This window comes from Nocardia sp. NPDC051463, assembly GCF_040681975.1.
Taxonomy (GTDB): domain Bacteria; phylum Actinomycetota; class Actinomycetes; order Mycobacteriales; family Mycobacteriaceae; genus Nocardia.
Genome location: NZ_JBFBAB010000009.1, coordinates 97,353 through 108,827, shown reverse-complemented (window position 1 = coordinate 108,827; position 11,475 = coordinate 97,353). Strand labels below are relative to the sequence as shown.

13 protein-coding genes are annotated in these 11,475 nt (G+C 63.2%); 4 read left to right on the top strand and 9 right to left on the bottom strand.

The window, feature by feature from the left end; genetic code table 11:
• Positions 1–292: 292 nt before the first annotated feature.
• The 6 genes from AB0M74_RS15060 to AB0M74_RS15035 form a co-directional block, all read right to left on the bottom strand.
• Positions 293–1,072, bottom strand: a complete 780-nt coding sequence (locus AB0M74_RS15060) for an ESX secretion-associated protein EspG (RefSeq protein ID WP_364906815.1) — start codon at positions 1,070–1,072, stop codon at positions 293–295.
• Positions 1,065–2,369 carry a hypothetical protein gene (locus tag AB0M74_RS15055; RefSeq protein ID WP_364906812.1) on the bottom strand — a complete coding sequence of 435 codons (1,305 nt, stop codon included), beginning with the start codon at positions 2,367–2,369 and terminating at the stop codon, positions 1,065–1,067. The genes AB0M74_RS15060 and AB0M74_RS15055 overlap by 8 nt, the downstream gene beginning before the upstream one ends.
• Positions 2,366–2,746: a hypothetical protein gene (locus tag AB0M74_RS15050; RefSeq protein ID WP_364906810.1), complete on the bottom strand. Its 381-nt coding sequence runs from the start codon at positions 2,744–2,746 to the stop codon at positions 2,366–2,368. Before AB0M74_RS15050 ends, AB0M74_RS15055 begins: the two co-directional genes overlap by 4 nt.
• 11 nt (positions 2,747–2,757) lie before the next feature.
• A complete protein-coding gene (locus AB0M74_RS15045; protein ID WP_364906808.1) occupies positions 2,758–3,339 on the bottom strand; it encodes a DUF3558 domain-containing protein in 582 nt (193 codons plus the stop codon).
• Between the two features lie 255 nt (positions 3,340–3,594).
• A complete protein-coding gene (locus tag AB0M74_RS15040) occupies positions 3,595–4,023 on the bottom strand; it encodes a DUF4254 domain-containing protein (protein WP_364906805.1) in 429 nt (142 codons plus the stop codon).
• A complete protein-coding gene (locus AB0M74_RS15035) occupies positions 4,020–4,424 on the bottom strand; it encodes a DNA-directed RNA polymerase subunit beta (protein WP_364906802.1) in 405 nt (134 codons plus the stop codon). The genes AB0M74_RS15040 and AB0M74_RS15035 overlap by 4 nt, the downstream gene beginning before the upstream one ends.
• 319 nt (positions 4,425–4,743) lie before the next feature.
• Here AB0M74_RS15035 and AB0M74_RS15030 point away from each other — a divergent pair, with 319 nt between their 5' ends.
• Positions 4,744–5,628, top strand: coding sequence for a helix-turn-helix transcriptional regulator (locus AB0M74_RS15030; protein ID WP_364906799.1), 885 nt, complete (start codon positions 4,744–4,746; stop codon positions 5,626–5,628).
• Positions 5,625–5,831, top strand: coding sequence for a DUF397 domain-containing protein (locus AB0M74_RS15025; protein WP_364906797.1), 207 nt, complete (start codon positions 5,625–5,627; stop codon positions 5,829–5,831). Before AB0M74_RS15030 ends, AB0M74_RS15025 begins: the two co-directional genes overlap by 4 nt.
• 109 nt (positions 5,832–5,940) lie before the next feature.
• On the opposite strand, the gene AB0M74_RS15020 is transcribed toward AB0M74_RS15025, so the two are convergent.
• Positions 5,941–6,282, bottom strand: a complete 342-nt coding sequence (locus tag AB0M74_RS15020) for a hypothetical protein (protein WP_364906794.1) — start codon at positions 6,280–6,282, stop codon at positions 5,941–5,943.
• Positions 6,283–6,613: 331 nt separating this feature from the next.
• Here AB0M74_RS15020 and AB0M74_RS15015 point away from each other — a divergent pair, with 331 nt between their 5' ends.
• Positions 6,614–7,846, top strand: a complete 1,233-nt coding sequence (locus tag AB0M74_RS15015; RefSeq protein ID WP_364906792.1) for an FAD-dependent oxidoreductase — start codon at positions 6,614–6,616, stop codon at positions 7,844–7,846.
• Positions 7,847–8,118: 272 nt separating this feature from the next.
• On the opposite strand, the gene AB0M74_RS15010 is transcribed toward AB0M74_RS15015, so the two are convergent.
• The gene (locus AB0M74_RS15010) at positions 8,119–8,442 is read right to left on the bottom strand and encodes a hypothetical protein (RefSeq protein WP_364906789.1); all 324 of its coding nucleotides are present in this window, start codon (positions 8,440–8,442) and stop codon (positions 8,119–8,121) included.
• A gap of 745 nt (positions 8,443–9,187) precedes the next feature.
• The gene (locus AB0M74_RS15005) at positions 9,188–10,795 is read right to left on the bottom strand and encodes an SMI1/KNR4 family protein (RefSeq protein ID WP_364906786.1); all 1,608 of its coding nucleotides are present in this window, start codon (positions 10,793–10,795) and stop codon (positions 9,188–9,190) included.
• Positions 10,796–10,827: 32 nt separating this feature from the next.
• Here AB0M74_RS15005 and AB0M74_RS15000 point away from each other — a divergent pair, with 32 nt between their 5' ends.
• The gene (locus AB0M74_RS15000; RefSeq protein WP_364906784.1) at positions 10,828–11,364 is read left to right on the top strand and encodes a pentapeptide repeat-containing protein; all 537 of its coding nucleotides are present in this window, start codon (positions 10,828–10,830) and stop codon (positions 11,362–11,364) included.
• Positions 11,365–11,475 lie beyond the last annotated feature (111 nt).

The following is an 11,475-nucleotide window of genomic DNA, read 5'->3' as shown; positions in this document are numbered from 1 at the left end:
CAGCGCGATGAACGCGCTGGAACTCGAGAATCAAGAATTCAGCTCAGTTCCAGTGCGGGGACACCGCTCCGCTGTCGTGTTCAGGTGTGGGCCAAGTCCGGGAAATCCGACGCTGAAGAAGACAAACGATCCGAGCCCCCGGCCTGCCTCGTACTGCTACTGCACTCGCGGGATTCGTGCTGGTAGATCGGCAGGATGGCATCGGATCGAGCTGTGGCCGAGGTGTATTCGTTGATGGCGAGGATCAGGGACCGTGCGTGCGGCAACCTACGCCCGGCGAACCCTCGAGCCCCTACCAACGTGTACGCAGGTATTCGTCGTGTTCGAGGTCTTCGCGGTAGTAGCGCTGGGTCAGTGTCATGAGGCGATGGATTTCGGCGGCCATGGCTTGGGGAGCAAGGGGTTTGGCGATGATGGGGTCCCCGGTTCTGACGTAGTACCGGCCGTCTTCGTAGTCCATCCACCAGAAGCCGCGGCCGAAGCCGGGGCGGGCGTCGAGGGCAGGGCCGGAGAACACGGTGATTTCACCGAGGGCGAGGCGAGGGCGTTTGAAGAGGCGGTCCAACTGTTCGACGAGGCTGATCTCGTAGGGTGCGCGGACCGCGCGGTCGCGATCGGCGGCGAGGGTTTCACGACGCACCTCTAGTGGTTCACGGGTTCCAGCCCGCATCCTCGGCAGCGCGACCACCGCTCGTTCCGCGACTTTCTTCGCTGGACAGTAGCTTACGATCACATCAGCGCCGGTGTCCTGCGTCATGCCCGGCAACTGGACCAACGTCGCGCCCGCTTTGTCTCGCACCGCACCGTGAAATCGTTGGACAGCCAAGGGGTCTCGGTTGTCGAAACCTTTCGATTCGATCCGGGTGTCGGGCTCCAGCAGGATGTCCAACGCCCGCTCCAAGTCAGGGGCGTACTTGCCGAGCAGCGCATCGACCGCCGCCTCCCGCTGTCGTTTCAACGCGCTGAAATCCATTTCCCCGGGCCGAAATTGGAGCGGATAGGGCAGCCGATCGCGACCATAAGCGGCCCAGAGGATCTCAAACTCTTGGCCGGTGAAGCGCCACTCAGTCATGGCCCCCACCGATGACCGGCGGCACCGTTTTCGGTAGCGAGTCCAGGCCGGTGACTTCTTCGCCATTCTGTGTGTTGATCAGATAGTCCTTGGTGCCGGAGGTCTCACGCTCGTCGTCCTTACCTTTGCCCGCCGCGCCTGGCGCGACGCCGGAGGCGCCTGCGGTGCCCGGCCGGTTGCCGGTGCCCGAGGACGCCGCGAGCGGGTTGGCGCTGGGTTGTTGAGGCACGCCGGGAATGCTGCGACCCGGGGCGGGGGTGCCAGGAGTGCTGGGAATGCCTGGGCTGCTCGGCCTTCCGGGTGTGTTGGGTGTGCCAGTGGAACGCGGTGGGATCGTTGGGGTGGTCGGACTCGGTGCGGTCGGACTCGGGATGCCGGTGCCGCTCGGTGTGTTGGCCGGGGTGGCAGGGGTGTTCGCAGGCGAAGCGGGCTGTTGCGTCGCATTGGCCGGGGTCACCGACTGTGGTGTCGTCGCTGCCGGGTCGGTGGCGATCGGCTGTTCGGGGCTGCCGCTCGGCTCTGTGGAGCCCGGGTCTCCGGCGCTCTCAGGGACTTCGCTCGGCTTCCCGGATTCGCCGGAACCGGCCGGGCCAGCAGATGTGCCGCCAGGCGGTGCGACCGGCGGTGGTGACGGGTCGTCGACGATGGGCGGTGCGGCAGGCAGGACCGGTACGCCGTGATCGGTCTGGTTCACCACCTGACCGAAGACAGTACGCAGCACCCTGCGCGCCTCCTGAGTAGCTTCCTCCTCGGTGTAGTCGCCGCTCTTCATCACGCCTTCTTGCGGCAACGTCTTGCCATGCAGGTCCGGACGTTGGGTGGCCTGCGGCATCAGGGCTTGGGTTTGCTCCAGCCCGGTTTGCAACTCGAGCAGCTTATAACTCACCAATGCCGCTGCCTCAGGGAGGTTTTCGGATTTTTTGGCATAGTTGTTCACCGCAGCGGCCGCCGCCGCACCGGACTGCCCGGTCCACCCGCCGTGCCCGCCGTCACCGTTCACGGTGCGGGCGAAGTGCTGGTTGAACAATGTGGTCGCGGCAGCGAGCTGCGCACCGATGTTCAGCCATGCTTCCCCGGCTTGCCTCGCGGCACTCGGCTTCATCGCGTCGGCGGCTTCGATCATCTGTGCCAGGGTCATGCTGTCGTAGTTGTCCGGGCCTGGGATTTTGGGCGGATCGAACTCGCCGGTGAAGTTGCTGGTCAACGAATTCGTGCTGGTGTAGATGGCTTCCCGATCACGGTTCCATTGTTCTTGCGCGGCGATGATGCGGTTGCGGTAGTCGTCGTAGGAGGTCACTGGGGGATGTCCGTTCCGGTGAACTGATCGGCACGGGTTTGGTCGACCTCTACGAAGTTCGAGATTGCTTTGGCTACAACTGCTTTCGCCATTTTGACGGTCTCGACGTGCTGCTTGATCACGGTGTCTATCGACTGCTCGGTACCGGTGGCCTTCAGGCTGAACTTTTCTTCCAGGGCCTTACTCGACGGGAAGGGCCCGAACCCGCTAATGAGCTTCACGTTGTCTACAACCTGTGCGATATCGTCAAGCCTATCGAGGTATTCGTCGCACACCTTGTCCAATCCCTTGCCAACATCTGGATGCAGGGACACCTCGCCAGCATTGGCTAGATCAAGTACCTTGCGCCATTCCCCGGGGTCTACTCCGAACTCCATGGTCGCGCTCCTCACTTAACCGGCAGGTCCTTGGCGAGATCGTCAACGTGACGACGCGCCTCGACGCAGGGCTCACCTTGCTTACCGACCGAATTGCGAGTAAGAACACGGAATAGTACTGAGCCATAAGACATTTCGACTGCAATGGCACATTTGAGGCGCTCCTTGTCTCCGGCATCAAGAAACTCGACCGCTTTGCGCGAACCGATGGTTTGAGGTGCGAATGCCTCGAAGTCGCGACGCTGCTCAACGTCCGCGAGCGTCGGAGTCCCCGACAGTATCGTCAAGTCGTACCACTTCGCCGAAGCCCGCCAGCTGCAAACCTTCCAGCCGTCGAAGTCCACACCTGCGACGTCTTTCTTCTTACTCGCCGGGTCGAGCCCTGTCCCAGATATCGCCGACTCCGACAGGTCGCATGGATTCCACAGTGCAGCGTCAGGGTCAGCGGGTTTCGTCGCTGCGACCGTCGACGTCGCGCCCGTCGTGTTGGGTGTCGTCGCCACTGGGCCGGTGGAATCATTGCACCCAGCCAGGACCAACGCAGCACCAATCGCGACGGCAAAACCGCGCAGCACATTCCCCCTGCTTGTCATCGGTTCCTCACCGCCGGTGGCATGCCGTGTCGGTGGGGCCGGACCGGCTCCTCCGCCCCCTGTCAGCTCCCATTGAAGTTACTGGCCACGAGAGGATTGCCGCAACCACACCGGCACATCTCAGCCCACCCTGCCAACCTCTCCGGGGACCGAACACCACCAGTCGCCTCCGCCACACCGTCTCCACCGAGTAGACAGCTAACGCTGGGGGCATTAGGACGGCTCGGTCATCGGGATCGCATCGTATGCGCGGGGCTATGGGCCGCCCGGGAGGCGACGACGTCCGACGGCTACTTCATCTTTGAGGTCTTCGTAACCGATCGCGAGCTCGGCGAGCCTTTCCCACGCGTCGCCGAGTTGCTCCTTCGAACCGCTGGCCAATGCGGCAAAGGCACAGGCGGTCAACTGGCCGAGCCGATCAACCACAGCGCCAACAGTTTCCGTATGCACACGCGCCGCGCCGAGTGATGGCGGAAGATGCCCAAGAACCCATCGGTCGATATCTCGAACGAGGCGCACACGCTCACTGTCGATCTCGTCGGCTTGCTCGCGGCTGGCGCCGAGCCTGAGCTCGTGCATTTCTGCCAGCTCTCTAGCTGAGCGGAGGAGCGGATGATCGTGTACATCGCCCCGGCATGCTGCCAGGATCAGGTTCTTTCCCGGGAGCGGTTCACCGAGCATCATGTTCGCCCGCCCCGCATCGTCGCCCGTACTGATGCAATGACCATCAGCCCAGACGGGCGAAATGCGCATCGCGGCGGCTCGATCCAGTGTCGGAACTGTCTGCACTGATCGGCTGGAGACGGCAGAGCGATAGCACCACCCGCCCGCACTATCGAGACGTTGAGCCGAAACATCTCGGCGAACAAACTGTCATCGTTCGGGAGATCGGGCCGCACCAGATAACTCCATCTACTGGAGCGCGGATGCGAGATGATCGGACCGAGATCTTGGTGACGGCGTTGCAGATCGGTCTTCACGAGCTGGCTGAGGCGCATCGGCATCATTACTGCCCAAACGATCCCGGCCTTCACGACGATCCGGCCCAGCTGAGCCGGATCAATGATCGCGGGCAATTCACACACCTGCCGGTAGTACCGGCAACGCGTCAGGGGCGTGTCCCCAAAAGCTATGTGGTCCATACGGAGACCTCAAGTCGGATCGAAGATGGATTGATGTGCTGCGGCCCTGGGCAGACGGTGGTGATGCCAGAACGGAAGGCTCTGGAGCCGAACAGATTCGGTCTACCTGTCGGAAACACAAACAGAGCAAACCACCGCCGACCAGCGCAAAGTGCAATAAACTGGGTAACCCAGTTGAACTAACCCGAACACCCAGAGCGATCCCCGCGCAGGTGGCTTCATTCACCCAGAACGGGCGAGCGCCGCAACAGAAGAGGGCATTTTGACCGACGCTGGTTCGACCCTGCCAAGGCGGCAGCTCGGCAGTTACCTGCATGAAGCTCGCACTGCGCTGAACCTGTCGCAAGAGAAGCTGGCAGACCTGGCAGACCTGAGTTCGTCTGTATTGCAACGACTGGAGAAGGGTGAGGCGACACGGCTGAAAGTCCGTGACCTACAGGCAGTTTGCGAGGTTCTCGAGATGTCCGACGAGATGACCACTGCCATGATCGGACTACTACAACAGGGAGCCGAGAAGAGCTGGTGGCACGAGTATGGGAACCTGATCCCCGCAACATTCGATGTGTATGTCGGCCTCGAAACCGCAGCGCGGCAGCTGAACACCTATCAGCCGTCGCTAGTACCGGGCCTGCTCCAAACCTCTGACTACGCCCGCGCTCTCATGCGAACGGGCTACCCGGCTGAAGACAGTGCCGACCACGACCGGCGTATCGAGCTCAGAACGAAACGCCAAACTCTCGTCACCAGAAAGCGTCAGCCGATCGCCCTTGACGTAGTACTCCACGAAGCCGTCCTTCGCAGCACGGTGGGCGGGCCCGATGTGATGGCAGCTCAACTGCGACACATGGCCGAGATCGGAAAGCTGCCCAACGTCACGGTTCGCGTGTTGCCCTTTTCTGAGGGCGCACCGATTGGCGATGCAGTCGGCCAGTTCGCCATCCTGGAGTTCGACAAGGATGGAAAAGAGAAGCCGGTGTGGCCTCCGGTCGTCTACTTGGAGACCTTTGTCGGATGCATCTACCTGGAAAAAAGGGTGGACGTCCAGCTGTACGATCGGGTGTACCAGAGTCTCCAGCAATGCTCGCTGGACGTGGCAGCAAGTAGGAGCCTGCTTCGGCAGGTGGCAAAGGAGTTGTTAGAGACATGATTGCTGACCTGTCCAGGGCTCAATGGTTCAAGAGCAGCCGCAGCGCCTCTAAAGCCGATTGCGTCGAAGTCGCCTTCCTCGACGGCGGGGTGGTCGGCGTGCGCGACTCCAAGAACCCCACCGGTCCCGCACTCGTCTTCACACCGGGCGCATGGGACGCCTTCACCGTCGGCGTCCGGGACGGCGAGTTCAACCACCAGTAACCCTGGCAAGCGCGACAAAGCCGCCTCGACCCACTGGATCGAGGCGGCTTTCTCGTACAGAGGTTGCAGACCACCCGCTGACGGGCCGCACTCGGCGCGACAGGCCGACCTATCGGAGACCCGGTTTGCACGAAAAGGCGATCGGAATGCCCTCCCACGTGTCGGAGCCCTCGTGACCGCCCGGAATTCCGTACATCACGTTATCTGGATCCATATTCGTCCGATTGTTCTGCCACGAGACCATCAGAGTCTGGCTGCTCGGGCATAGATTGTGCCAGTGGATGGTCGTCGTCGACGTGCCGTTGTCGGTCCACCACCACTGGATGCAGTCGGCCACGCCTTCATGCCTGGCCCCTGAAGTTTCCTGCTCTGCTTGCGCGGAGCCGGCGAGCGCCGCCACTGAGAGGGCAGCGGCCACCAGGATTGCCGCCAGCTTGCTTGTTGAGGTCATGTTCTGGATCCCTGCCGGTCGCGAAATCTCGTTGTGCACTGAGTTTTAACGCCTTCCCACGCCTGGAGAAGGCTATGTCCCCCGCGAATGTCACCACGACGGTCGGCAACTTCTCCGGCGTGTTCGGAAACCGGGCCTCGGTCTAGAAGGATTCAACATCAGACCGAACCCGAGCTCAGTCGCCCCTGTCTTGGTCACCGCCCGCTGCCAGTCGTTCCCGACCAGCGGCCACGACCCGATCAGATCCTCGGTCGCCAGTCGGACCTACCCGTCTAGGATTGCGCGAACAGGCGACACCTTGCGGCGATGCGGCGACCGAGGAGGACAGTCGATGGAACGCACGAGATGTCTGGTGGTCGGCGGTGGCCCGGCCGGAATGATCCTCGGACTGCTGCTGGCACGGGCGGGAGTCGCGGTGACCGTGTTGGAGAAGCACAAGGATTTCCTACGTGACTTTCGCGGCGACACCGTCCACCCGAGCACCCTCGACCTGCTGGACGAACTGGGGCTCGGCGCGGAATTCGCGAAATTGCCCGCGCGCAAGGTCGATCAGGTGCAACTGCCCACCGCGACCGGGGTACAGGCGCTCTTCACACTCGAGAACCTGCCGGGCAAGCACAAGTACATCGCGATGGTGCCGCAGTGGGATCTGCTGGACCTGCTCGCGCGTACTGCCGCGGCCGAGCCGACTTTCCAGCTGCGGATGAATACCGAGGCCACGGACCTGATCTGGGTCGACGGCAGGGTCGGCGGCGTCGCCTATCGGACCGTCGACGGTGCGACCGGCGCGATCGAGGCAGACCTCACGGTCGCCTGCGACGGACGCGGCTCGCTGCTGCGATCCGTGGCGGGACTGCCCGCGCGTACATGGTCGACGCCGATGGACGTGTGGTGGTTCCGCCTGCCGCGCACCGAGCTCGACCCCGTGGGCACGTTGCCGATCGTCACCTCCCGACGGGTGGCGATCTTGCTCGACCGCGGCGACTACTGGCAGTGCGCGACCCTGATCGCCAAGGGCACCGACGGCACCGCGCGCCGCGGGCCGGTCGGGGAGGTCGTGCGCACCATTGCCGATGCCGCGCCCTGGCTGTGTGACCGCGTCGACGTCTTGACCGGATGGGACGAGGTGAAGCTGCTGGAGGTGAAGCTGGATCGGCTGACCAAGTGGTACACCAACGGCCTGCTCTGTCTCGGTGACGCCGCCCACGCGATGTCTCCGGTCGGCGGCGTCGGCATCAACCTGGCCGTGCAGGACGCCGTCGCCGCCGCGAGGATCCTTGCCGCGCCGTTGCTCTCGGGCGCGGTCGGCACAGGGGACCTGGCCAGGGTGCAGCGACGGCGGATCTTCCCCACGGTCGTGACGCAAGCTTTGCAACGTTTCCTGCACACCTGGGCGATCGGGCCCGCGCTGGAGGGACGAATCGAGATAGCGACCGCTTCGCGTGCGCCGCTGCCTGTGCGCATCGTGCGGCGAATCCCGGTGCTGCGCGACGTCCCGCCGTTTCTGTTGGCGCGCGGCGCATTGCCGGAGCACGCACCGGATTTCGCGCGGCGCCCGGCATGACACCGCGCTCGATCGCGGCGTCAGGTACGGTCGCTGGCCGATCCGCCGCCCATCAACACCGCCGACGAGGGACATCGGCGCGTCGCCTTCCTGCTGTTCAACCACCGCAACCACACCGCACAGACCCGGGCGCTTCATGCCTTCGGGCGCTGGCACAATGCCAACGCCCGCCACCCCAGACGTTCTCGCTGCTCAACCCTGCAAGCGTGCCCGTATCCGCAGTGAAAAGGGGCTGCGCTGGGGAGGACGGCCTCGAGCTGCAGCGGCCTGACCTACTGCGCGGCCTGCAATGCCGCCGCGATCTGGACCAGGTCCAGGTCGACGACGACTTCCTCACCGTCCCATACACCGCGTGCGGTAATTGCCAAGCCGATCAAAGCCAGCTGGGCAGCAGCGGAACGAAGTTCATACTCTTCGCGGCTCTCTTTACCGATCTCACCCAGTTCCTCGCGGTCCCAGGCAGCAACTGCGGACTCGGCCGCAGACCTGGGCAATCGCACGCTGATCGGAGTTGTCTGGGGATCGAGATGGGTTCCGATCGCCGCCAGCACGTCCCGGTCCTGCTGGTACCTCGCATACTGCTCGCGATCTTTCACGAACTTAGGGTACTCGGACCCAACCGAGCCCCAGACCCCAAAGCCGGTGAATGTACACGGCCACGGCCCTAGCGCCACCGAAAGCGGCGGCGGTCGGTCAGTTCGTAGTGGCCAGGTCGATGTCGAGGTGGGCATCGTGGACGTCGGGTGTCGGGCGATCTCGTCGGTGGCGTAGGCACCGAACCGCTGGATGCGGGCGGGCCCCTAGGGGCTTCCGAACGTGATGGCCATGAGTTGAATCATGCGCCGCGCCGCGACCACGCGGGGGTGTATGGGGCTGGCCAACCAGATACGCCGGGCAGGACGCCGGATCGATGACAATGTACTCGCCCAGCTCGGGCCGACCGGGTACCGCCCGCTCCGCGTCCGCGTCCGCGACAGCCTCTTCTGACGTCGACCCCAAGTGCTCGGGCCGCCTTTCATCTACGTCCTGTAATAGCCGACTATCGTGCGATTGATCTGCCGTGGTTTCCGAACGGTTCACGGTGTTGGGACTTGATAACTGGTGTCATGAACGACGCCCTTGAGTAGGAGAAGGCCAGGAGGAACCTGAGTTCTGACAGATCTATTTATTGGGCACAACAATTCTCGAGACCGGCAGTGCGCGGTCCGGTCGAGATCGCTTTTCGGCGGTGGGTCATCGCGCCGAATTGCTGTGCAGGCCAGCTCCTGCGCGTAGATCGGCTGCGGGTGACGGATTCTCGACGCTGATCGCACGTCCCTGTGATAGCGGCCGCCAGTCCGGCTATCGACCGACCGTCGACCAGACCCAGCTGTACCATTCTCCGGCCTCGGCAATGGTCTGCTGACCCGTCAACTGCGCCCCCGCCAGGCGTTTCGGCAGCCGATCGGTGGCCTGTAGTTGCGCCCACTGCTCGTTGTTCAAGACAAGAACGCGCACGTCCAGATCGGCCAGCGCGTCCACATCGTCGATGTGGGCACCCGATGCGTCCAACCGAGCCAACGCCGGCAATGCCGCCAAATCTTCGACCCGCACATCGAACCCCGCGACAGTCAGATCCCACAGAGCCGGATGTCCCGCCAGCACAGACAGATCCGCCTGTGCCACGTCGAGGTCCACCGCCTCCACAGTGTCGGGGAACCACAGCCGCACCGGCCCGACCCAGTTGACAGACACCTGCCGCAAGGAGGGGATCGCCGAGAGAGCACGCAGATCGAGTACGTCGGTTTCGTCGCGCACAAACGGCGAACCACCAGAAAAGTAGTAGGTTTTGATACCCCAGGGCAGCCTGTGCGCCGTCCGGCCCATGTCCTGCAGGCTGAGGTCTTGCACGTGCTCGATACCTGGCACTTCACTGAGGGCAGCCGCCAAGTCGAGGCCACCCACACTGACGACCTGTCGGTGATCCACGGTGGATCGGTGGTCCAACCTCACACCGATCCCGTCGCCGCCCCAGTCGGGATCGCCCACTTCGCCGCGCAGCAACGTGCCTAGCGTCTCGGACAGCACAGCGGTTACCGAATCAGCGAAGAAGGCCGGTGGACCATGAAAATCGCGGCCGCTTTCGAGCAGCTGGCCGTATCGGCCGCCCGACGCGGGGTCCAGGTCGACCACACAGTTGTTGCGCGCGAAGTCGCTCGCGATCGGGATCCACCGGTCGGAGTCCAACACCCGACGCACCGTGGCGGGCGGATGCGTCTCGAACACCACGCGATCGGCTATGGAGAACAACGCGCCATCGGCAGACGAATCCATTAGTCGGTGATCGGAGACAACTGTCGACAGCGAAGAAAGGCAATACCCACCGAGCAATCCCATCTCGTTCGGGTCTGCTCCGATGAGCCGATACAGTGCGCGGACATCCTCTGGTAGCCGCACACCCAGCTGGCGCTCGGCGGCAACGATCTGCTGTTCGGAGCACGACTCACCGAACTCGGGCTGACGACCTGTCCGTTGCTGATGCAGGTCGCAGATTTCCGTCACAAGAAATTCGGTGTGCCGCAACACATCCGGGTCGGTGGCTTGGTCGGTCGGGAGAGTGACCGCCAGGGGCTGCGTACCGCCGCGGGGGTGATTCGGGTAGCGATAGTCCGGATCCACCACAGCCTGAGTCGGTCCGACCGACTCCAAATCGAAGGTGTAACTGAACTCGGCGGTCTGGCCATCCAACGCCACTTCCAGCACCAACACGCGCTCCTCGCCCGGTTCGCGCAATGCCCTGTCCAATGCCTCCAGCAGATCCAGGTCGGGCCTCCAGCGCGCCTGGACGTAAGGAATGGTCTTGACGATGTTTCCGGTCGCATATATTTCGATCTGCCAAGTGATCGGCAAATGATCAGCGAAAGCACCATGTAATTGTTGGACCAGTTCCTCGACAGGATCGCTGTGCATGTGGTCAGTGTTCCACCGAGAGTGCGAAAACTATGCCCACTGCCGGGAATATTGCCTACCGAGCCCAGTTCAGAATCAGGTCCGCGATCATTGTCCGTGCCATCACCGATTACTTGCGGCCGGACGCCGAATACAGTTGGTCGACAAGCGACTTCGATTTCCGCAGCGCCCGACTCGAAGACGTCGACTTCGACCGCGCCGCATTCTGTAACCTCCCTCGGTTCGATAACGCCACGTTCACCGGCAACGCCAGGTTCGTCGAGACCACATTCACCGATAGAGCATCGTTCGCCGAGGCCACATTCACCGGTAACGCCGTGTTCGGCAGGGCCACGTTCACCGGCAACGCGAGGTTCGTCGAGACCACATTCACCGATAGAGCATCCTTCGCCGAGGCCACATTCACCGGTAACGCCGTGTTCGGCAGGCCACGTTCACCGGCTACACCAATTTCGGCAGGGCACGTTCGGCGGCGATGCCTGGTTGGCAAACATCCAAGCGCCACCGGAATTCACGACCATGCGACGCTAGTGCCGCGTCCGGATAGCTTCTGCCGTATCGAGCCCTGAGTCCGGGAGTCCGTCGAACGCAGTCGGATGGTGGTTGCCAGGCGGTATTCGACCGCCAAATGACTACGTCGGCGAGCAGCCGGAATGGGTAGCGCAGCAATCTATCTGGAC